Annotated in this window: 24 protein-coding genes and 1 tRNA gene; 13 read left to right on the top strand and 12 right to left on the bottom strand. The window is 72.6% G+C overall.

What is annotated here, in order from left to right; genetic code table 11:
• Positions 1-304 precede the first annotated feature (304 nt).
• Positions 305-1,015: a siderophore-interacting protein gene (locus tag ACZ7LV_RS34490; protein WP_471945302.1), complete on the bottom strand. Its 711-nt coding sequence runs from the start codon at positions 1,013-1,015 to the stop codon at positions 305-307.
• A 92-nt stretch (positions 1,016-1,107) separates the two neighbouring features.
• Here ACZ7LV_RS34490 and ACZ7LV_RS34485 point away from each other — a divergent pair, with 92 nt between their 5' ends.
• From ACZ7LV_RS34485 to ACZ7LV_RS34465, 5 genes are all read left to right on the top strand, one after another.
• The gene (locus tag ACZ7LV_RS34485) at positions 1,108-3,225 is read left to right on the top strand and encodes a penicillin acylase family protein (protein WP_471945300.1); all 2,118 of its coding nucleotides are present in this window, start codon (positions 1,108-1,110) and stop codon (positions 3,223-3,225) included.
• Positions 3,218-3,826 (top strand): GNAT family N-acetyltransferase, encoded by a 609-nt coding sequence (locus tag ACZ7LV_RS34480; protein WP_471945298.1) that lies wholly within the window; start codon positions 3,218-3,220, stop codon positions 3,824-3,826. Before ACZ7LV_RS34485 ends, ACZ7LV_RS34480 begins: the two co-directional genes overlap by 8 nt.
• A gap of 29 nt (positions 3,827-3,855) precedes the next feature.
• Positions 3,856-4,296, top strand: a complete 441-nt coding sequence (locus ACZ7LV_RS34475; RefSeq protein ID WP_471945363.1) for a cupin domain-containing protein — start codon at positions 3,856-3,858, stop codon at positions 4,294-4,296.
• Positions 4,293-5,057, top strand: a complete 765-nt coding sequence (locus ACZ7LV_RS34470) for an SDR family NAD(P)-dependent oxidoreductase (protein WP_471945296.1) — start codon at positions 4,293-4,295, stop codon at positions 5,055-5,057. Before ACZ7LV_RS34475 ends, ACZ7LV_RS34470 begins: the two co-directional genes overlap by 4 nt.
• 129 nt (positions 5,058-5,186) lie before the next feature.
• Positions 5,187-7,142: a copper resistance CopC/CopD family protein gene (locus tag ACZ7LV_RS34465; protein ID WP_471945294.1), complete on the top strand. Its 1,956-nt coding sequence runs from the start codon at positions 5,187-5,189 to the stop codon at positions 7,140-7,142.
• Between the two features lie 78 nt (positions 7,143-7,220).
• Here the strand turns inward: ACZ7LV_RS34465 and ACZ7LV_RS34460 are convergent.
• From ACZ7LV_RS34460 to ACZ7LV_RS34445, 4 genes are all read right to left on the bottom strand, one after another.
• A tRNA-Ser gene (locus ACZ7LV_RS34460) sits at positions 7,221-7,305 on the bottom strand.
• 74 nt (positions 7,306-7,379) lie between these two features.
• Positions 7,380-7,811 (bottom strand): tRNA adenosine(34) deaminase TadA, encoded by a 432-nt coding sequence (gene tadA / locus ACZ7LV_RS34455; RefSeq protein WP_401675805.1) that lies wholly within the window; start codon positions 7,809-7,811, stop codon positions 7,380-7,382.
• A gap of 56 nt (positions 7,812-7,867) precedes the next feature.
• A complete protein-coding gene (locus tag ACZ7LV_RS34450) occupies positions 7,868-8,404 on the bottom strand; it encodes a tRNA adenosine deaminase-associated protein (RefSeq protein ID WP_471945292.1) in 537 nt (178 codons plus the stop codon).
• A 303-nt stretch (positions 8,405-8,707) separates the two neighbouring features.
• Complete coding sequence (locus ACZ7LV_RS34445) at positions 8,708-8,911, bottom strand: hypothetical protein (protein WP_401674732.1); 204 nt, start codon at positions 8,909-8,911, stop codon at positions 8,708-8,710.
• A gap of 96 nt (positions 8,912-9,007) precedes the next feature.
• Between ACZ7LV_RS34445 and upp the strand changes: the two genes are divergently transcribed.
• Positions 9,008-9,643, top strand: coding sequence for a uracil phosphoribosyltransferase (upp, locus tag ACZ7LV_RS34440; RefSeq protein WP_401674734.1), 636 nt, complete (start codon positions 9,008-9,010; stop codon positions 9,641-9,643).
• A 625-nt stretch (positions 9,644-10,268) separates the two neighbouring features.
• Here upp and ACZ7LV_RS34435 read toward each other — a convergent pair.
• Together ACZ7LV_RS34435 and ACZ7LV_RS34430 are read right to left on the bottom strand one after the other, a co-directional pair.
• Positions 10,269-10,889: a LytR C-terminal domain-containing protein gene (locus ACZ7LV_RS34435; protein WP_471945362.1), complete on the bottom strand. Its 621-nt coding sequence runs from the start codon at positions 10,887-10,889 to the stop codon at positions 10,269-10,271.
• Between the two features lie 148 nt (positions 10,890-11,037).
• Positions 11,038-11,334 carry a type II toxin-antitoxin system VapB family antitoxin gene (locus tag ACZ7LV_RS34430; RefSeq protein WP_003991361.1) on the bottom strand — a complete coding sequence of 99 codons (297 nt, stop codon included), beginning with the start codon at positions 11,332-11,334 and terminating at the stop codon, positions 11,038-11,040.
• A 103-nt stretch (positions 11,335-11,437) separates the two neighbouring features.
• Between ACZ7LV_RS34430 and ACZ7LV_RS34425 the strand changes: the two genes are divergently transcribed.
• Positions 11,438-13,039: a helicase HerA-like domain-containing protein gene (locus ACZ7LV_RS34425; protein WP_471945290.1), complete on the top strand. Its 1,602-nt coding sequence runs from the start codon at positions 11,438-11,440 to the stop codon at positions 13,037-13,039.
• A gap of 20 nt (positions 13,040-13,059) precedes the next feature.
• On the opposite strand, the gene ACZ7LV_RS34420 is transcribed toward ACZ7LV_RS34425, so the two are convergent.
• The 4 genes from ACZ7LV_RS34420 to ACZ7LV_RS34405 all read right to left on the bottom strand — a co-directional run bounded on the left by ACZ7LV_RS34420 (position 13,060) and on the right by ACZ7LV_RS34405 (position 15,977).
• Positions 13,060-13,185, bottom strand: a complete 126-nt coding sequence (locus ACZ7LV_RS34420) for a hypothetical protein (RefSeq protein ID WP_471945288.1) — start codon at positions 13,183-13,185, stop codon at positions 13,060-13,062.
• Positions 13,186-13,235: 50 nt separating this feature from the next.
• Positions 13,236-13,565, bottom strand: a complete 330-nt coding sequence (locus ACZ7LV_RS34415; protein ID WP_471945286.1) for a hypothetical protein — start codon at positions 13,563-13,565, stop codon at positions 13,236-13,238.
• Between the two features lie 302 nt (positions 13,566-13,867).
• Positions 13,868-14,545, bottom strand: a complete 678-nt coding sequence (locus ACZ7LV_RS34410; protein ID WP_471945284.1) for an HdeD family acid-resistance protein — start codon at positions 14,543-14,545, stop codon at positions 13,868-13,870.
• Between the two features lie 847 nt (positions 14,546-15,392).
• Positions 15,393-15,977 carry an HhH-GPD-type base excision DNA repair protein gene (locus tag ACZ7LV_RS34405; protein ID WP_471945282.1) on the bottom strand — a complete coding sequence of 195 codons (585 nt, stop codon included), beginning with the start codon at positions 15,975-15,977 and terminating at the stop codon, positions 15,393-15,395.
• Positions 15,978-16,127: 150 nt separating this feature from the next.
• On the opposite strand from ACZ7LV_RS34405, the gene ACZ7LV_RS34400 reads away from it, so the two are divergent.
• The 5 genes from ACZ7LV_RS34400 (at position 16,128) to ACZ7LV_RS34380 (ending at position 19,749) form a co-directional block, all read left to right on the top strand.
• Positions 16,128-16,304, top strand: a complete 177-nt coding sequence (locus tag ACZ7LV_RS34400; protein WP_471945281.1) for a hypothetical protein — start codon at positions 16,128-16,130, stop codon at positions 16,302-16,304.
• Positions 16,304-16,597, top strand: a complete 294-nt coding sequence (locus ACZ7LV_RS34395) for a Dabb family protein (protein ID WP_471945279.1) — start codon at positions 16,304-16,306, stop codon at positions 16,595-16,597. The genes ACZ7LV_RS34400 and ACZ7LV_RS34395 overlap by 1 nt, the downstream gene beginning before the upstream one ends.
• Positions 16,598-16,742: 145 nt before the next feature.
• A complete protein-coding gene (locus ACZ7LV_RS34390) occupies positions 16,743-17,633 on the top strand; it encodes an RNA polymerase sigma factor SigF (RefSeq protein WP_471945277.1) in 891 nt (296 codons plus the stop codon).
• Positions 17,634-17,970: 337 nt separating this feature from the next.
• Complete coding sequence (locus tag ACZ7LV_RS34385; protein WP_365450011.1) at positions 17,971-18,906, top strand: RNA polymerase sigma factor SigF; 936 nt, start codon at positions 17,971-17,973, stop codon at positions 18,904-18,906.
• Between the two features lie 39 nt (positions 18,907-18,945).
• On the top strand, positions 18,946-19,749 hold the full coding sequence (locus tag ACZ7LV_RS34380) for a hypothetical protein (protein ID WP_471945275.1): 804 nt from the start codon (positions 18,946-18,948) through the stop codon (positions 19,747-19,749).
• An 8-nt stretch (positions 19,750-19,757) separates the two neighbouring features.
• Here ACZ7LV_RS34380 and ACZ7LV_RS34375 read toward each other — a convergent pair whose 3' ends face one another.
• Positions 19,758-19,952 carry a hypothetical protein gene (locus tag ACZ7LV_RS34375; RefSeq protein WP_401674770.1) on the bottom strand — a complete coding sequence of 65 codons (195 nt, stop codon included), beginning with the start codon at positions 19,950-19,952 and terminating at the stop codon, positions 19,758-19,760.
• A 182-nt stretch (positions 19,953-20,134) separates the two neighbouring features.
• Between ACZ7LV_RS34375 and ACZ7LV_RS34370 the strand changes: the two genes are divergently transcribed.
• Positions 20,135-20,584: a MarR family winged helix-turn-helix transcriptional regulator gene (locus ACZ7LV_RS34370; RefSeq protein WP_471945273.1), complete on the top strand. Its 450-nt coding sequence runs from the start codon at positions 20,135-20,137 to the stop codon at positions 20,582-20,584.
• The last annotated feature ends 48 nt before the right edge of the window (positions 20,585-20,632 follow it).

Raw genomic sequence — 20,632 nt, 5'->3', positions numbered from 1 at the left:
TCCGGTCCGGAAATTGGTCGAAACCAATCAGAAACCAACCTGACCGAACACGAAGGTGGCGCAATAACAGCCCCATGTCCGGTCATACGTCAAGAGATGACGTCGTAGTTTGTGGAAACGTGACCGCGCCGACGCGCCTCAATCCCCCTGCCCGCGAGGGTTTTTCACAGAAATCAACACGGCGCTCCGCCCAACGGGCGTCCAAGTGAAGGGCGGCGGGGACCCCCGCGGGCCGTCCGCGAAACGAAGAAGACCCGGGGCCGGCTGGACGCCGGCCCCGGGTCGCGTGGTCGCGCGGGTGATGTCAGGTCGCCCGCCAGTACCCCAGCGCGTGCATCCGCTCCTTCGGGACCGACAGGTCCTTGCGCACGTACGACGCCAGGGTGCGGGTCGTCGCGGTGTCGCAGGCGATCCAGACGTACGGGTCCGCGGTGGCCGCCAGGAGCGCCGGCAGCGTGGCCCGCACGTCGTCGACCAGGCCCGGACGGGACACCTGGCGTATCTCGTGCCGGTCGGTGTCCGCCTGGCACGGCAGGCCGTCCAGCTCACCCTCGAACCAGATCGTCGCGGGCGCCGAACCGAGGGCGTCGAGAAGGGAGTTGAGCGCGGGCAGCGAGGCAGGGTCGCCCATCGCGAAGACGTGCGAGGGCTCGGGCCGGGGATGCTGGAAGCCCGTGCCCTGGACCGTCGCCTCGATGGTGTCGCCTTCCTTCGCCGCCCGCGCCCAGTCACTGGCGCACCCCTCGTGGAGTGCGAACTCGAGGCTGAAGGTGTGCGTCTCGGGGTCCGCGTCGACCAGCGTGTACGCGCGCTGGTGCGACTTGCCCCCGTTGTCGAACCACAGCCGGACCCACATCGTGGGGTGCACGCCGGCCGCCGCGAGCAGCCCCCCGTCGGTGAAGTGCACCCGCCGGTACTCCGGCGTGACGTCCTCGGCGCCGGTGACGGTGAGGAGGAAGTCCTTCGCGCCCATCAGCTTCAGGACCGCGCCCTGCCAACCGTGCCCCTGCCCCATGGTGCTCCTTCACATCTCGCGTACCATTCCGCCACGACTTACTTAGGGAAGCCTAACCTAAAGAGCTCAAGGAATGACAGGGTGATGTCCAGGTGACCATCGAGATCTACCGCGACGCCTGGGGCATCCCCCACCTGCGCGCCTCCGACGCCCGCGAACTCGCCCGCGCCCAGGGGCGGGTCACGGCCCACGACCGTGCCTGGCAGCTGGAGGTCGAACGCCACCGCTCCCAGGGCACCTCCGCCTCCTTCCTCGGTACGGCCGCCGTGCCCTGGGACGTGCTCGCGAGACGGGCGCGCCTCACGGACACGGCGGAACGTTCCTTCAAGGCCCTGGACCCCGACACGGCCGACTGGGTCCTGGCCTACGTCGAGGGCGTCAACGAGGGCCTCGCGGAAGGCGCCCGCCGCACCCCCGAGTTCGCCGACGCGGGACTCGTCCCCGGCCGCTGGGAGCCCTGGACCCCGCTCGCCGTCTGGATCGCCACCCATCTCCTCTTCGCGGGCTTCCCGGCGAAGCTCTGGCGCGAGGAGGTGATCCGGCATCTGGGACCGCAGGCGGTGGCGCTGTTCGCCACGGACGGCCCCGGCACCTCCGGCAGCAACGGCTGGCTGGCCGCCGGGGAACGGACCGTCACCGGACAGGCGGTGATCGCCGGGGATCCGCACCGCTTCATCGAGGAGCCGGGCGTCTACCAGCAGATCCGGCTGAGCTGCCCCGAGTTCGACGTCGTGGGCCTCGCCGTGCCCGGCGTCCCCGGCACCGCGCACTTCGGGCACACCGGCTCGGTCGCCTGGGCCATCACCAACGCCATGGCCGACTACCAGGACCTGTACCGGGAGCGGCTGCGCAGGACCGGCGCCGGCGTGGAGGCCCTCGGCCCGGACGGACGGTGGGAACGGGCCTGCCGGGTGACGGAGGTCGTCGAGGTGCGCGGCGCCGAGCCGGTGCCGGTCGAGGTGATCGAGACCGGACGGGGACCGGTGGTCGCCGGCGGGCCCGAGGGTCTGACCGACGGCACGCTGCTGCCGGACGACGCCGAGCCCCCGCTCGCCCTCAGCCTGCGCTACCCGCCCCGCGTCCTCGCCGACGCCGGCTTCGCCGCCCTGCTCCCGCTGCTGCGGGCCCGCACGGTCGCCGACGTCGACCGCGCCTTCGACAGCTGGGTGGAGCCGGTCAACGTCGTGCAGGCCGCCGACACCGAGGGCGGCACCCTGCACCGGGTCGCCGGCCGGGTGCCGGTGCGCTCCTCGGCCAACAAGGTCCGGATCGTGCCCGCCTGGGAGCCCGGCCACGAGTGGCACGGCTGGCACACCATGCCGCGCGCCGGCCTGACCGACGGCATCGCGGTGATGGCCAACCAGCGCGGCCCGTCCGCCTCGCTCGGCGTCGAGTTCGCCCCGCCGCACCGCGCCGCCCGGATCGCCGCGCTGCTCGACGAGAAGAAGCGGTGGTCGGCGGCCGACATGCCCGCCATCCACACGGACACCCACCTCGCCTCCGCCGCGCCCCTCCTGCGTCTGCTCGCCGCCCTCGACGGCCTCGCACCCGCCGCCGCCGCGCTGCGCGACCGGCTGCTGCGCTGGGACCGGCGCATGGACGCCACGAGCGAGCCCGCCGCCGCCTACGCGGCCGTCCGCGGCGCCGTCGTCCGCCGCCTCGCCGCCCACCCGGCGTTCGCCGCGCTCACCGAGCCGCCCGCCTACCCGGAGGTCCTGCTGCCCTGGCTGGGGCTCACCGCACGGACCGCGTTCGCCCTGGAGAACCTGCTGACGGCCGAGGAGCTGTACGGCATGGACCGTCCGGCGCTCGTCCGGGCGGCCCTGGAGGAGGTGGCGGCGCCGGCCACCGCCGACACTGCCGGCCGCACCTGGGGCGACACCCACCGCCTCGCCCCCTGGCGGGCGTTGCCCGGCACGCCGTACGCCACCGACACGTACGCCGAGCCGGCGCTGTCCGGCGACCACGACTGCGTGCTGTGCACCTCCGCCGTCCCCGGCCTCACCGACCTCGCCGCGCGCGGACCGGCCGCCCGCTACGTGTGGGACCTGGCCCGGCGCGAGGACAGCCTCTGGGTGGTGCCGCTGGGCGCGTCCGGCGTGCCCGGCTCGGCGCACCACCGCGACCAACTCCCCCTGTGGACCAGGGGAGAACTCGTCCCGGTCGTCACCGACTGGGCCCGCCTCACCAAGGAGACCGACGATGACTGACCCGTATGCCGACCGCACCGCCGTCCACGAAGAGGTGGTCGACGGCTTCGGCACCGTACGCGTGCTGCCCCTCGACGCGAAGGGCGACGCCGAGGTGGTCCACGGCTGGGTGAGCCGGGAACGCGCCGCCTTCTGGGGCATGAACGGGCTCACCGCTGAGGAGGTGGCCGGCATCTACGCCCACATGGACACCCTCGCCACCCATCACGCCTACCTCCTCGTGAAGGACGGCGAACCGGCGGCCCTGTTCCAGACCTACGAGCCGGATGCAGACCGGGTAGGCGAGTGCTACGACGTCCTGCCCGGCGACATCGGCCTCCATCTGCTGCTCGCGCCCGCCGGATCCGGCGGGTCCCGCGGCGGCTGGACGGCGTCGCTGCTGCAGGCCGCGGCCTCCTACGTGTGGCTGGTCCTCGGCCGGCAGCGCGTCGTCGTCGACCCGGACGTGCGCAACGACAAGGCGATCGAGCGCTTCCTGAAGCAGGGGTTCGTGGCCGGTCCGAAGGTCGTACTGCCGGAGGTGAATCTGCCCGACGTGCACCTGCCGGAGAAGCACGCTCAACTGGCCTTCCTGCTCCGCCCGGTAGCCTGCCCGGCGTGACCGCAGAAGAGCTTGTCGCGCACTACGCCATGGAGCCGATCCCGCGCGAGGGCGGCCTGTTCCGGCAGACCTGGGCCGGACCGGACCGCCCCGACGGGCGCCCGGAGGGCACCGCCATCGTCGCCCTGCTCCGGCGGGACGACTACTCCGCCCTGCACCGCCTGCCCACCGACGAGGTCTGGCACTTCTACCTCGGCGACCCGCTGGAACTGCTGCTCCTCGCCCCCGACGGCTCCTCGCGCACGGTGGTCCTCGGACCGGACGTGCTCGCCGGCCAGCACCCGCAGTTCACCGTGCCGGCCGGCACCTGGATGGGCGGGCGGGTCGCCGAGGGCGGCTCCTGGACGTTCTTCGGCTGCACGATGGCGCCCGGCTTCACCTTCGAGGGGTACGAGCACGGCGACGCCGCCGAGCTGACCGCCCGCCACCCGGAGCTGACCGACCGGATCGTGGAACTGTGCCGGCCATGAGGTTGCTGGAGGGCCAGGTTGCCCTCGTCACGGGCGCGGGCGGCGGCATCGGGCGGGGCATCGCCCTGCGGTTCGCGGAACAGGGCGCGGCGGTCGCCGTGCACTGCCGTACGTCGCTGGAGCCGGCGCGTGAGGTGGCGGCACTGGTGGAGGGCCTGGGCGGCCGGGCCGTCGTGCTCCAGGCCGATCTCGCCGACGAGGCCGAGTGCCGGCGCGTGGTGCGCGAGGCCGCCGAATGGGGCGGAGGGCGCCTGACCGCACTGGTCAACAACGCCGCCGTGCAGCCCGTGCAGGAACTCGCCGGGATGACCGCCACCGACTGGCGGGCGGTCGTGGACACCAATCTGACCAGTGTGTTCGCCTGCACCCAGGCGGCCGTCGAGGTCATGCGGGAGCGCGGCGAAGGGGGTTCGGTGACGCACATCGCCTCGATCGAGGCGAGCGCGCCGGCCCCGGCGCACGCCCACTACTGCGCCTCCAAGGCGGCGGTCGTGATGCACGCCCGGTCGGCGGCGCTGGAGTACGGGAGCCACGGCATCCGCGTGAACACCGTCTCCCCCGGGCTGATCGACCGGGAAGGGCTCGCCCAGGCCTGGCCTCAGGGCGTGGAGCGCTGGCAGCGGGCGGTGCCGCTCGGGCGGCTGGGGCGGGTGGAGGACGTCGGGGACGCGTGCGTCTTCCTGGCCTCGCCCCTGGCGTCCTGGGTGACGGGGCACGACCTGGTGGTGGACGGGGGGATCTCGGCGCGGCCCACCTGGTGACAGGACGGCGGGCGGGGCCGCCGGCTGAGCGGATCGGCGCCCGCATCCGTATGTCCTTCGCATGAGCACGGCGGGCCCCGCGTCCGTACGTATCCCGGAAGCAGATCCGACGACGGAGAAGCGATGGGGATGCGCGACGGCGAAGCACGGCACGACGGCAGCGGCAGCGACGGGAGCGACGACGACCGGAACGGCGGCGAGGCCTTCCCCCCACCCGGCGTCCTCCGGCGACTTCGGCGCCCGCTGCTGCTGGTCGCCGTGCTGGCCCTGTGCCTCCTCGGCGGCGCGGCCCCCGCGTCCGCGCACGCCGCCCTCGGCCGCACCGACCCCGCCGACGGAACCGTCCTCGCCTCCGCCCCCCGCCACCTCACCCTGACCTTCACCGAGTCCGTCGGTCTGCTCGACGACTCGGTCCGGGTGATCGACCCGGAGAACCGCCCCGTCGACACGGGCGCCGCCACGCAGCCCGGCGACCGCGCCGACACCGTCCGGGTCGGCCTGCCGACCGGCCTCGCGGACGGCACGTACACCGTGGCCTGGCGGGTGGTCTCGGCGGACAGCCACCCGGTCTCGGGCGCGTTCATCTTCTCGGTCGGCGAACCGTCGGCGACGACCGCTGCGGTGACCGGCCCGACCGAGGACCCGGCGATCGCCTCGCTCTACAACATCGCCCGCTACGCCGCGTACGGAGGGCTGGCCCTCCTCATCGGCGTCGCCGTCTTCCTGTCCACGGTCCTCGGCGGCCCCACCGCCGCCCTGCGCCGGTTCCTGCCCACCGCCTGGCTCACCCTCGTGATCTCCACGGCCGCCCTGCTGCTCCTGCGCGGCCCCTACGAACGCGGCACCGGCCTGACGGACGCCCTCGACCCGGCCGTCCTCGGCACCACCCTGACCACCAAGCCCGGCCTGGCGCTGCTGGCCCGGCTGGCGCTGCTGGGCGCGGCCCTCCTCGTCGTACGCCGCACGGCCCGCCGCACCGCCCCTCGCGCGCCCGGCATCGCGCTCTGCCTCGCGCTGGCCGTCACCTGGGCCGCCGCCGAACACGCCTCCGCCGGCATCCAGGTGCCGGTGGCGATGACGTCGTCGGTGCTGCACCTGCTGGCGATGGCGATCTGGCTGGGCGGCCTGACGGCCCTGCTCACCGTCCTCTACCGGGCCCCGCAGGACCTCACGCTCGCCGCCGTCACCCGCTTCTCCCGACTGGCCCTCGCCTCGGTGGCCGTCCTCACCGTCACCGGCGTCTACCAGTCCTGGCGTGGCCTCGGCTCCTGGGACGCCCTCACCGGCACGACGTACGGCCGCATCCTGCTGGCCAAGGTGGCCGCGGTGGCGCTGCTGCTGGCGGCGGCAGGCTTCTCCCGCCGGTGGACCCGGCGGTGGGCGGAGGCGGGACCGGCGCGGGCGGAGGCCGAGGTACGGGAGCGGGAGCCGGTGGCCGCGGGCGCGGGGGTGGGGGGACACCGGGCGACCGTGAGCCGGAACGGCCCGGCCGTGGACGGCCCCGCCGAATCCGCGCCCGCCGACGCCGACGCGCGGGACGCGGACTCACCGGGCGACGACCGGCCCCCGCCCACGGCACCTGGGGACGACCACCACCGCCGGGCGCTGCGCCGCTCCGTGCTCGCCGAGTTCGTGACCGGCGTGCTGGTCCTGGTGATCACCACCCTGCTGACCATCACCCTCCCGGGCCGGGCCGCCGCCGAGTCGGCCGCGGCCCGGACGGAGGCCGCCGACGCCGGTAGGCCCACCGCCTCCAGCAGCGTGGTGCCCTTCGACGTCGGCACCCCCAACGGCCACGGCAAGGTGCAGCTCGACCTCGCCCCGGGCCGGGTCGGCCGGAACCAGGTGCAGGCCGTCGTCTTCGGCCCCGACGGCGGTATCGTCACCGTCCCCGAGGTGCGCCTGACCTTCACCCTGCGCGCGCAGGACGTCGGGCCGATCGACGCCGCACTGGAGAACCGCGGCGGCTACTGGGGCACCGACCGGCTCCAGCTCCCGCTGCCCGGCGTCTGGACCATGAAGATCACCGTCCGTACGACGGACATCGACCAGGTCACGGTGGAGAAGGACGTCCGCGTCGGCTGACGCCGGAGGAACAGCCGGAGGAACAGCCGGAGGAACACGAAAGGGCGGCCCCATCGGGGCCGCCCTTTCGGCTACGAGCGGTAGCGGAGGGATTTGAACCCTCGGTGACTTGCGCCACACTCGCTTTCGAGGCGAGCTCCTTCGGCCGCTCGGACACGCTACCGAGGGAGACCTTACAGCAAGGTGCGGCATGCTCCGAAATCCGTTTCCGGGGCCCGGACCGCCGGCCCCGGACCGTCAGCGATCACGGAAGAACTCGGTGAGCAGACCCGCGCACTCCGCGGCCAGCACGCCCTCGATCACCTCGGGACGATGGTTCAGACGCCGGTCGCGGACGACGTCCCAGAGCGAGCCGGCCGCCCCGGCCTTCTCGTCTGGGGCGCCGTAGACCACCCGGTCCACCCGCGACTGCACGAGGGCACCCGCACACATCGTGCAGGGCTCCAGGGTGACGACCAGCGTGCAGCCGGTCAGCCGCCACTCGCCCAGCTCGGCCGCCGCCCGCCGGATCGCGAGGACCTCGGCGTGCGCGGTCGGGTCGCCGGTGGCCTCACGTTCGTTGTGCCCGGCGGCGAGCACGGTCGTGCCGTCGGCGGCGAGGACCACCGCCCCGACGGGGACGTCGCCGCCCCGGACGGCCTGCCGGGCCTCGTCCAGTGCGTGCCGCATCGCGGCCCGCCAGGGGTCACGCACCGGATCCGGGGCCGTGCGGGGGGCGGACGGGATCAGCGGACGGTCTCCAGCGTCTCCGAGGCGCCGAGCGCGTCGGCGATCTCGGTGACCGCGTCCGCGGACAGCGACAGCAACTCCTTCTCGGTGACGCCCAGGTCGTCGAGGATGCCGACGTCACCGACCGGGCCGTGCGGCACGGCGTCGGCGCCGCCGCCGTCCTCCTCGGCGTCCTCGCCGTCCTCGTCGGGCTCACCGTCCTCGGTGCCGTCCAGGTCGAGGGCGTCCAGGTCGTTGCCGTCGTCGGCGGGATCCCGGCCGAGCAGTTCGTCGGTGAGAAGGATCTCGCCGTAGCTGCTGCGGGCAGCGGCGGCGGCGTCCGAGACGTAGATACGAGGGTCGTCCTCACCATCGATGCGGACGACGCCGAACCAGGCGTCCTCCTGCTCGATCAGGACGAGCACCGTGTCGTCGTCGGGAGTGGCTTCCCGGGCCAGGTCGGCCAGATCCGACAGGGTCTCCACGTCGTCGAGCTCTGTGTCGCTCGCTTCCCACCCGTCTTCGGTGCGCGCGAGCAGTGCGGCGAAGTACACCGTGACTCTCCCACTGGTCTTAGGCGTGCCGGTTGGGGGTCCCCCCGGCGGAGGCTGCGGGCGGGGAGCGCTCGGGCTCCGAGCCCCACCCACTCGGAATCGTGGCAGAAACAAGGCGTTCAGGGGACGTCTTCGGCCCGCTGTGTCCGGCTGTTTTGATCGCATGTCCGCGAACCACTCATCCGCACACTCGTTGCCGCCACCAGCGGATCGTACGCGGCTTTCGACCGGTGCCACGTACCCCCACCCCGGCAACGACCGCACGTGGCGGGGTTCTTCCCACCCGGGTGCGGGACGCGCGGGCTACCAGCGGAACGTTCGCATGCGCATCGCGCGGCGCAGCCGGGCCGCCTTGGCGCGGCGCGGCTGGACGCGATCACGCAGTTCCCTGGCCTCGGCGAGTTCCCGCAGGAACTGCGCCCGGCGGCGCCTGCGCGCCGTGTCGTTCTCCTGCGCGCCGGCGTCCGACCTGGACGCCTGGTCGGGCAGCTCTGGCAGGTCAGGCATAGGCACACCACCCCTATCCATCCCTCTCACCTTCCCCCGGACGGGCGGTTTGACGCCAGGGAGTACCCGCGCCGAAGCGCGGTTACTGTTGTGCCCATGCGTCTCCACGTCGTCGACCACCCCTTGGTCGCCCACAAGCTCACCACGCTGCGCGACCGCCGCACCGACTCCCCGACCTTCCGTCGTCTGGCCGACGAACTGGTCACCCTGCTCGCCTACGAGGCCACCCGCGACGTGCGCACCGAGCAGGTGGACCTCTCCACCCCCGTCGCCGCCACCACCGGCGTCAAGCTCTCCCACCCGCGCCCCCTGGTCGTGCCGATCCTGCGCGCCGGCCTCGGGATGCTGGACGGCATGGTCCGGCTGCTGCCGACCGCCGAGGTGGGCTTCCTGGGCATGATCCGCAACGAGGAGACGCTGGAGGCCTCCACGTACGCGACCCGCATGCCCGAGGACCTCTCCGGGCGTCAGGTGTACGTCCTGGACCCGATGCTGGCCACCGGCGGCACCCTGGTCGCGGCGATCCAGGAGCTGATCAAGCGGGGCGCCGACGACGTGACGGCGGTGGTCCTGCTGGCCGCGCCCGAGGGCGTCGAGCTGATGGAGCGCGAGCTGGCGGGCACCCCGGTGACGGTCGTGACGGCGTCGGTCGACGAGCGCCTCAACGAGCACGGCTACATCGTCCCGGGTCTGGGCGACGCGGGGGACCGCATGTACGGCGCGGCCGAGTAACCACCCCACAGGGGCGCCCGGCCCCCTCCACGACGGGCGCCCACCCGAACGGCCTCGACGCGCGCCATGCCAGCGGTCGCTCGCGAGGTGCGAAGAGGACCGGCGGCGCCTCGACGTGCACCGGGGCGGGAGCAGCGGCCGCCGCTGCGGCCGAACACCCGCCGGACGCGCGGCCGCACGGCCGCCGGAGCATCCCGGCACGACGGACACCGACGGACACCGACGGGCCTGAGTCGGCCCACCCGAAGGGGCGAGGCAGACCCGCACCGCGACAGAGCCCCCGCACCCCGCACCACCGGCACGCGAACGGGCACTCCCACGGCCACCCGAGCGCGGGGCCGAAGCGCCCGCCGAAGCAGACCCTCGCCGCGCCGACCGCCGGGCCGGTGGGACACGGCCGCGGCGACCAAAGGCGTCACACGGTCCGAGTCCGCCCCTCCTAGTACGGCTCCCGCAACCGCCCGCAGCCCCAGGACCGGGACATCCCGCGCTCGCCCGCCCCACGCATAGGGCGCCCGTCCGCCGGTCCTGACAGGAGCCCGCCCACGGACCCGACGGGCGCCGCGCAGGCGGACTCAGAGACCGCCGCGCGCGGGCCCGGGGGACAGCGCGTGGTGGAGCCGGGTCAGCAGTTCTTCTTCGTGGCCGTCGCCGGCTGCGGCGCCGTCAGGGCCGCCAGCGCACGGTCGGCGGACGGCTTCTTCGCCAGTTCCTTGAAGCCGTTGCCGATGATGAGGTCGACCGCCGCGCCCTTGCGGGCCCGGTCCGCGCTGCGCTCGGCGCCGGGCAGCTGGGTGGCGAGCACCGGCAGCGCGGTGTTCAGCGCCGAGGTGGGCCCGATCAGCAGTCCGGTGCCCTTCACCTTCTTGTCCCACTGCTTTGGCGCGTTGCCCACCTCGCCGATTTTGAAGCCACGTTTCTTCAGCTCGTCGGCGGTCTTCTTGGCGAGACCGCTGCGGGTCGTGGCGTTGAGCACGTTGACGGTGACCGCACCGGGCTTCGGCAGGTTCACGGCCGCGGCCGCGCTGGGCGAGGGACTCGCCTTCGTCGCGCAGCCCGCCTTCGTGCCGGCCGCCGACGCGCTGTCGCCGCCGCCCGTGAACACGTCGACGAGTTGCAGGGTTCCCCAGCTCAGGACGCCGATCACGACGACGGACGCGGTGACGACGAGTACGAGCCTGCCGCGCCGACGGGGTGGACGCATCCGTGGGTACTTGTCCCCCGTGATCCGGTACTGGCCGCCCATGCCAGGGGGAGTCAGCATGCTCATGAGCGCAGCGTAGTGCGCGCGGGCGGCTCTGCCTACTAGATGATCATTGGACGCCGCTCAGGAGAACCCGAAAGGGCCAAGCCGTGACCGGCCGGTGCCGCTTCGCGTCCCCGCGCGGGACGGGTCAGTCCAGCTCCAGGACGCGCGCGTGGAGCACCTGGCGCTGCTGGAGCGCCGCCCGCACCGCCCGGTGCAGTCCGTCCTCCAGGTAGAGGTCGCCCTGCCACTTCACGACGTGCGCGAAGAGGTCACCGTAGAAGGTGGAGTCCTCGGCGAGGAGGGTCTCCAGGTCGAGCTGCTGCTTGGTCGTCACGAGCTGATCGAGGCGGACCGGGCGCGGCGCGACGTCCGCCCACTGCCGGGTGCTGTCCCGGCCATGGTCGGGGTACGGCCGGCCGTTTCCGATGCGCTTGAAGATCACACGGAAAGCCTACCGGTCAAGACGTTCCGGGCGCAGCCATGGAGAGGGAGTGCAACGCTGGAAAAGATGCCGCAATTCGGGTGAAACGGAACAGGGGTCTGACATGAGCGACAGCGAGACCGTGCCCGCGGCCGCCCACCCCGAGGCGCCGGGCGGCGCCCCCGCCCTCCCGCAGGAGGCCCTGGAAATCGCCGCCGGATACGCGTTCGGCGGACCCGCCCTCGATCTGGGCGCCCTGCTCTGGGACGGCCGGTGCCTGCCGGACGCCCAGATCCGCATCCCGCTGCCGATGCTCACCCGGCACGGCCTGGTCGCGGGCGCCACCGGAACCGGCAAGACCAAGACGCTCCAGCTGATCGCCGAGCAACTCTCCGCGCAGGGCGTCCCGGTGTTCCTGGCCGACGTCAAGGGCGACCTGTCGGGCGTCTCGGCGCCGGGCCTGCCCAACGACAAGATCCGCTCCCGCGCCGCCGAGGTGCACCAGCGGTGGACGGCGACCGGTTTCCCGGCCCAGTTCTACGCCCTCGGCGGCATCGGCCACGGCATCCCGCTGCGCGCCACCGTCACCAGCTTCGGCCCCGTGCTGCTCGCCAAGGTCCTCCAGCTGAACAGGACCCAGGAGCAGTCCCTCGGCCTGATCTTCCACTACGCCGACACCAAGGGCCTGGAACTGGTCGACCTCAAGGACCTGCGCGCGGTCGTCGCCTTCCTCACCTCCGAGGAGGGCAGGGCCGAGCTGAAGTCCGTCGGCGGCCTCTCCACCGCCACCGCAGGGGTGATCCTGCGCGCGCTGACCACCTTCGAGGCACAGGGGATGGGCCCCTTCTTCGGCGAGCCGGAGTTCGACACGGCGGAGCTGACCCGCACGGCGCGGGACGGCCGGGGCCTCGTGTCGGTCCTGGAACTGCCGGCCGTCCAGGACAAGCCGCAGCTCTTCTCGACCTTTCTGATGTGGCTGCTCGCTGATCTCTTCCACGATCTGCCCGAGGTCGGCGACGTCGAGAAGCCCAAGCTGGTGTTCTTCTTCGACGAGGCGCACCTGCTGTTCGACGGCGCGTCGAAGGCGTTCCTGGAGGCGATCACGCAGACCGTGCGGCTCATTCGCTCGAAAGGGGTCGGCGTCTTCTTCGTCACCCAGACCCCGAAGGACGTGCCCGGTGACGTCCTCGCGCAGCTCGGCAACCGCGTCCAGCACGCGCTGCGCGCCTTCACCCCGGACGACCAGAAGGCCCTCGAGGCGACGGTCAGGACGTTCCCCGACTCCGCCTACGACCTCGAAGAGCTCCTCACCGGCCTCGGTACCGGCGAGGCGGTGGTCACGGTCCTCAGCGAGCGGGGCGCCCCGACACCGGTCGCCGCGACCCGGCTGCGGGCGCCCGAGTCCCTGATGGGCCCGGTCGACGCGGCCGACCTGGACCGGGCAGTGACGTCCTCGCCGTTGTTCGGCCGCTACGCACAGGCGGTGGACAGGGAGTCGGCGTACGAGAAGCTGGAGGCGGCGAAGGCCCGGCGACCGGCGCCGCGGGAGAAGGCCGAGGCGGAGCAGGAACCGCGGGCGGCGAAGGGCGCGCCCCGGCGGGAGGAGTCCGTCGTCGAACAGGTCGTCGGCAGTGGCATGTTCAAGTCCCTGGCGCGTTCCATCGGCACCCAGATCGGGCGGGAGATCACCCGCTCGATCTTCGGGACGGCGCGGCGGAGGCGGTAGGGCCCGCCTCCGCCCACGGCTCAGCGGTCCCGCTTCTTCGGCGGCTGCTGCGGCTGCTTGGTGTCCTTGAGTTCCGTCTTCGGTTCGTTCCGGATGGCCTCCGCGCGAACCAGTGCGCGCAGGACGGCGTAGGGATCCGTGGGCATGTGGTGACTCCTTGCGTCGTACCGACTGACCTGGGGGAACCACAGGTCCGTCAGCAGCGCAGTACCACCGAGCGCAAGGTCCGCAGCGGGTACGGCGGCCCGGTCGGCGCGTGCGCCGGTCGGGCCTGCGTGATCCGCCCCCGCGGGGTGGCCGACCGCACCGGCCGCTGCGCCACCACGGGTCGGTGACCGCCCCGCCCCGGCGGCCGCAGCGCGGTGTCGAGCACGTCGGCCTCGACCGCCTCGCCCGCCACGACGGCGGCGGGTCCGGCCGCCGTCTCCGCGTGCGCCACCGGCAGCAGCAGCACGAGCAGCAGTACGAGCAGCCGGGGCCAGGCGCGCCGGCGCACGGCGCGGCGGGACTGCTGGGGCGTGCTCACAGCAGGTCATCTCCCCGGCCGGTGTACGGCGTCCATCGCATGGCGGGCGGAATCCCCCCGCTCGGCCTAGGCGGGCACCCGCGGGAGGCACCGGTGAGGCACGGGGCCCCGCCGGGAAGCCGGGCCGGGCCCGCACCGCCGAAGTCCGCCGGGCCCACGCCTCGCCCCGAGACCGCCGTGGCGCAAGGGGACCTGCCGGAGACCGGCGACGGGGCGCCGGCGCGTGGTCCGACGGGGCGTGGGCGGCGCGGGGATATGTCGGTGCGGGGCGGCGGGGCACAGGCGGTGGTGGGCATGGTCCGTCACACCTCGCGCGGGACCTGGCGGGCGCGACCCCGGATGCGCAGGGCCGTGGCGATCTCGACGGCGCCCACCACGACCAGCCAGCAGCCGCCGACCACCGTCAGGACGGCGACCGACTCGAACGGCGAGACGATCAGGACGACGCCGGCGAGGACGCTGACCACTCCGAGGACGATCTGCCAGCCGCGTGCGGGCATCGCCGGGTCGGAGGCGGCGGCCAGCGTCTGGGTGATCCCGCGGAACAGCCAGCCGATACCGATCCACAGCGCGAGCAGCAGGATCGACTGCATGGCGCCGCGGAAGCAGAACAGCCCCAGCAGGATGCACAGGGCGCCGCTGACGAACGCGAGCACGCGCAGCGCGGTCGTCTTGTGGGTGCCGAAGGCGGCGACGAGTTGGAGGACACCGCTGACGAGGAGGTACAGACCGAACAGGACACCGGCGGCGACGAGCGAGGCGCCGGGCCAGATCAGGACCAGGACGCCGAGGATCAGGGACGCGACGCCGGTGAGGAGCACCGCCTGCCAGGCCGCCTTGGACAGCATGTGCAGCGGGCCCTCGAAGGGCGGCTCGGGACCCTCGTGGGGCGGTCTCGGCGCGCGCGGGTCACGCGTGGCGTGCACGTGCCGGTCGTCGAACTCCGCTCCCCTCGGGGATCCGCTCGGTGGCTCGGTCATGCTCCATGCTGAGAACGCCACCGACCCCGTCGCACGCCGGAACGGGCCAGAAGAATGACGCACGACCCCGCCTCATCCGCCCGGCGGCCGACCCCCGTCGACACAGCCCGCCCCGCCCCCCCCTCATCCAAGGCACGGCCCCACCTCTTCCGACCGTCGGACGGCTGCCTACCCCGACCGGCTGGCCGACCCGTCCCGTCCGGTGGACCATCCGTCCCCGGCCGGCAGACCTAGTTGTTCCGCCCGGCGACCCCGCCCTCACCCGCCGTCCGGGCCCACTTGCTACGACCCCGCGCGCCTACCCGTCCCGCCGCACGGACCCACCTCTTCCGACCGGCGGGCCGATCCGTCCCGTCCGGCGGCCCGTCTGTCCCCGGCCGGCAGACCCAGTTGACCCGGCCGGCGGACCTGCTCTCACCCGACGTCCGGGGCCCGCTTGATACGACCCCGCGCGCCTACCCCTTCCGGCGTGCGGGACTGCCGCTTGCGACCGCGGGTCGGCCTCATCGGGCCATCGGACTCGCCTGTCCCGGCCAGCAGGCCGAGCTGCCCGACCTGCGGCCCGCCTGTCCGGACCTGCGGCCTGCCGGTCTGGACCTGCGGCCCGCCTGTCCCGGCCCGAGGGCCTGCTCGTTCCGAGCGGCGGACCTGCTTGTTGGGAGCCGCGGACCTGCTTGTTCCGAGCCGCGGGCCTGCTCGTTCCGAGCAGCGACCCTGCTCTCACCCGACGTCCGGGACCGCTTGATGCGACCCCGCGTGCCGGCTCGTCCCGACGTGCGGACCCGCCTCTTCCGACAAGCGGGCTGGCCGGTCCCGGCCGTGGGCCTGCCTGTTCCGGCCCGGGGGGCTACTTCTTCGCCGCCTTTGCCGCTGCCTTGATCTCCTGTTTGTGTGCCCGCACCTTGGCGAGTGACTCGGGGCCCGTGATGTCGGCGACGGACCGGAAGGCCCGCGGGGGGCCGTAGTCGCCCGCGGCCTCCCGCCAGCCGGGCGGCGTCACGCCGAGTTGCTTGCCGAGCAGCGCGAGGAAGATCTGCGCCTTCTGCTTGCCGAAGCCGGGCAGCTCCTGAAGCCGCCTCAGCAGCTCCGGCCCGTCGCCGACGCCCTCCCAGAGGCCGCTCGGGTCACCGTCGTACGTCTCGACCAGGAACTGGCACAGCTGCTGGATCCGCTGCGCCATCGACCCCGGGTAGCGGTGCACGGCCGGCTTCTCGGAGAGCAGCGCGGAGAACGCCTCGGGGTCGTACGCGGCGATCTCCCGCGCGTCCAGGTCGTCCGTGCCCATCCGGCCGGCGATGGTCGACGGTCCCTTGAACGCCCACTCCATCGGGATCTGCTGGTCCAGCAGCATCCCGATCAGCGCGGCGAGCGGGGAGCGGCCGAGCAGCTCGTCGGCCTCGGGGTCCTGTGCGAGGTGAAGTGTGACGTCCATGCACCGATGATCCCGCGCGGGCCGCCGCGCCGCCTCCTCGTGCACGGTCCCCGTTCAGCGCGCCGTTGGTCCTCAAATACGACGTGAAGCTACACTCACCGCCGGCAAACAGGCGTTCCATACGGGCACAGCAGCGCAGGGGAGGCCGCGGTGGCGGTGAATTCGAAGAAGATCGCCGTCTATGTTCTCGTGGTCTTCGCGCTCTACGTGATCATCACCGATCCCGCCAAGGCCGCGGACTACGTCCAGATAGGGTTCGAGGGCATATCGGACGCCGCCGGGGCCGTCGGCGACTTCATGACCTGGATCGCCAACGGAGGAGAGTGATGATCCGCCACCTGGTCCTCTTCAAGCTCGACGAGGGCGTCGAGCGCGACGACCCCCGCGTGGTCGCGGGTGTGGAGGCCTTCCGCGCCCTCGACGGCAGCATCGACGAGCTCCGCTCCTGGGAGCTCGGCTGGAACTTCAGCGACCGCCCCATCGCGTACGACTTCGCGATCAACTCCTCGTTCGACGACCGGGCCGCCCTGAGCCGGTACCTGGAACATCCGGACCATCAGTCGGGCGTCGCGTTGTGGCGGGAGTTCGCCACCTGGGTGATCGCGGACTACGAGTTCTAGACCCACGGCCACGAGTCCCCCACCGTAACGGCGGGGGGCTCACTTGCGTCTTATGCCCCAACTTGCCGTCAACACGGCATTATGCGGTGCTTGCACACAGTGCACATGTCTTGTGATGCTATGACCGCTTTTGACGGATGAGTTGATGGATCATGAGGTGGAGTTGACCGTGCCGGCCAGTACTGCGCCTCAAGCCCCGCCCCAGGAGACACCCGCCTCAGAAGCAGCCGCACCGGAAACCCCCGCCCCCGAACCCGCGCCCCAGCGCAGCAGCCGGGGCGCCGACACCCGGGCGCTCACCCAGGTGCTGTTCGGTCAGCTCAAGAACCTGGAGCCGGGCACACAGGAACACACCCGGGTACGGGGGGCGCTCATCGAGGCCAACCTCCCGCTGGTGCGCTACGCGGCAGCCCGCTTCCGCTCCCGCAACGAGCCGATGGAGGACGTCGTCCAGGTCGGCACCATCGGCCTCATCAACGCCATCGACCGCTTCGACCCGGACCGCGGCGTGCAGTTCCCGACCTTCGCGATGCCCACCGTCGTCGGCGAGATCAAGCGGTACTTCCGGGACAACGTCCGCACGGTGCACGTACCACGCCGGCTGCACGAGCTGTGGGTGCAGGTGAACAGCGCCACCGAGGACCTGACCACCGCGTTCGGGCGCTCCCCGACCACCGCCGAGATCGCCGAGCGGCTGCGCATCACCGAGGACGAGGTGCTGTCCTGCATCGAGGCCGGCCGCTCGTACCACGCGACCTCGCTGGAGGCGGCCCAGGAGGGCGACGGACTGCCCGGACTGCTCGACCGGCTCGGCTACGAGGACCCGGCCCTGGACGGCGTGGAGCACCGCGACCTCGTACGGCACCTGCTGGTCCAGCTCCCCGAGCGCGAGCAGCGGATCCTGCTGCTGCGTTACTACAGCAATCTGACGCAGTCCCAGATCAGCGCGGAACTCGGCGTCTCCCAGATGCACGTCTCCCGGCTACTGGCGCGTAGCTTCCAGCGTCTGCGCTCGGCGAACCGCATCGACGCCTAACTCCTGCGCCCCATCGGGCGCAAGAGCGAACGGGATCACCGCACAGCCGCGAATCGAACCGGCGCACAACCGAATGCGGGATCGACGCGTCACCGTGGAGAGCGAATCGCTCACCAGGCACTTTGGTGGTCCTTGCGTCCCGAATATCCGTCAGACCCCCTTCTGCCAGGGCGTATTCGCATCTCGCATGTCGACATGTCACTACAGCGCGTTGCCGACATGTGACATTCTGCGGGAAGCGCGTTTGCCGGTGCCCCGGCTCCGGTATTCAGGTGAAGGCTGCGCTCCGCAACGAGGAGCGTTCGCCGCGACCGTCCCGCGACCCAAAGGGGGTGGCATGTCCGCAGACCAGGGCAGCTCGAAGGTGCTGACGCTCACCAAGAGCGAGACAGCGCCCGAGGCGCTCGACGCGCACGACGCGCTCGACCCCATCGATGACGTCTCGGCCCTGGCGGCCGCACCGGCCCCGGCCCTCGCGGCCGCGGACGTCCCGGCTCCGCAGGCCTCCGCGGACCTCGACACCCGCACCCTGTCCCGCTCGCTGTTCCTGCGGCTCGCCGCTCTCGGCGAGGACAGCCCGGAGCGCGCGTACGTCCGGGACACCTTGATCGAGCTCAACCTCCCCCTCGTGCGCTACGCGGCAGCCCGCTTCCGCTCCCGCAACGAGCCGATGGAGGACATCGTCCAGGTCGGCACCATCGGCCTGATCAAGGCCATCGACCGGTTCGACTGCGAACGCGGCGTGGAGTTCCCGACGTTCGCGATGCCGACCGTCGTCGGCGAGATCAAGCGGTTCTTCCGCGACACGTCCTGGTCGGTGCGGGTGCCGCGCCGGCTCCAGGAGCTGCGCCTGGCCCTGACGAAGGCCAGCGACGAGCTGTCCCAGAAGCTGGACCGCTCCCCGACGGTCACCGAACTCGCCACGGTGCTCGGCGTCTCCGAGGAGGACGTCGTCGACGGCCTCGCGGTCGGCAACGCCTACACGGCCTCCTCGCTGGACTCCCCGGCCCCCGAGGACGACGGCGGCGAGGGCTCGCTGGCCGACCGCCTCGGCTACGAGGACACCGCGCTGGAGGGTGTGGAGTACCGCGAGTCGCTGAAGCCGCTGCTGGCCAAACTCCCGCCCCGGGAGCGGCGGATCATCATGCTGCGCTTCTTCGCCAACATGACCCAGTCGCAGATCGGCGAGGAGGTCGGCATCTCCCAGATGCACGTCTCCCGGCTGCTCACCCGCACGCTGGCACAGCTGCGCGAGGGCCTCATCTCCGACTGACGGCTTCCTTCCTGACGCATCGTCAGCCACACTGGCGCGATGCGTGAGGCATGGAGCGCGTGGAGCACACGGTCGCCTCGCCGCCGTGGCGCCCTGCTGGGTGCCGCGGCGGCCCTCGTGTGCACGGGCGGCCTGCTGGCCACCTGCGGCGGCGGGGACGGGGGCGGCGGGTACGTCGCGGTCGGCCCGGCGGGCGGCCCACCGCGGGCGCCCGGCACACCGGGTGCGCCGCCGGGCGAGGTCACCCTGGTGCCGCTCGACGGCACCGGGACACCGGACGGGACGGCACCGGGGCGCGACTCACCTGAGAGCCACGAGGATCGGGCCGCCGGAGCACCCGCGGCCCCGGATCGGCGGCCGGGCGGCACCTCACCGACCCTGGAGGCCTCCGCCCCGGTGGACGACGGCCGCACGGCACCCTCCACGGGCGCGAGCACCGACACGGGCACCGGCGGCACGGCGACCGAGCCACCCTCGCCGGCGCCCACACGACCGGACAGCCCGACACCGGCGCCCGTCCCGTCGGCGCCCGCCGGACCCGCCGAGGTGAGCATGGGCACGCCGGTGCGCGCGCCCGCGGACCAGCGGTGGTGCGAGCGGGTGACCGTCGCCTTCCACAACACCGGCGAAACAGCGGTGCGTTCGGGCACGGTCACCTTCGGCACGCACGTCATAGGCGCGCTCGGGATCGACTGGGCGACGATCGAGTCGTCCGAAGCACTCCCGGCGCCGATCGCGGCCGGCGCGCGGAAGGAAAAGACCTGGACGGTGTGCGTGGACGCCTGGCGGGTGCCGCTCGGCATGCACGTCGAGACGCGGGACGTCTCCGTCCGGTGGGAGTGAGGGGGCGGTTACTTCAGCGCGAGCCAGGCGACCGCGGCGACGATGACGACGGCCGCCACGATGCCGACGATCAGACCGATGCGCGGGCCGGCCGGCGCGGCCGCCTGCTGCCTGCCCTGCGGGGCCTCGTCGACGAAGGCGCGGAACATCTGGGTGTTGCCTGCGGGGTCGTGGTTGCCCTGGGGACCCGGGTTGTTAGCCATGCCCCGAGACCCTAGCGAAAAGGCCTGACGGGCCCAAGTGGGGGTCGCACCAGGCCCGACCTGCACGTTTACGGTCGCAATACTTGCCTTTGCCAAGTTTTTATGGCGCTGCCCCCGATTTAGTTTGCCTGCGGCAACCAACCTTTCTATGGTTGCTCTAAGCAACTGAACTGGGAGAGGTCATGGCAGAGCGGGCGCAGTACGAGGAACTCGCGCGTCAGTTCAGCGCCTTCGCGGCCGTCAAACGGGAGATGGGACGGATCCTGCCGCCCGAGTGCCCGAGCGGCTCCGCCGCCGTCCTCACCCTGCTCGGCCGGTACGGCGACATGCGGATGAGCAGGCTCGCCGAGCTGCTCAGCGTGGACATGTCGGTCACCAGCCGCCATGTCGCGCACGTGGCCGGGCGGGGCTGGATCGAACGTCTGCCGGACCCGGCGGACAAGCGCTCCCGCATCCTCCGCCTGACCCCCAGCGGCCTGGATCAGCTCGACGAGCTGTCCCGGCGCACCACACACCTGCTCGCCCAGCGGCTGAGCGACTGGAACGACGACGAGGTCGGCCGGCTGATCGAACTGATGGCCAGGCTCCGGGCGAGCTTCGACGACTGCACCCGTACACCCGCAAACACGTAGGAGAAAAGGAAGCCCATGGCAACATCCACACCAGCCGGTGTGCGGGCC

It is taken from the genome of Streptomyces sp. NPDC107562 (assembly GCF_055657325.1).
The sequence above is the reverse complement of the archived record's forward strand: the minus strand, read 5'-3'. Positions and strand labels throughout refer to the sequence as shown.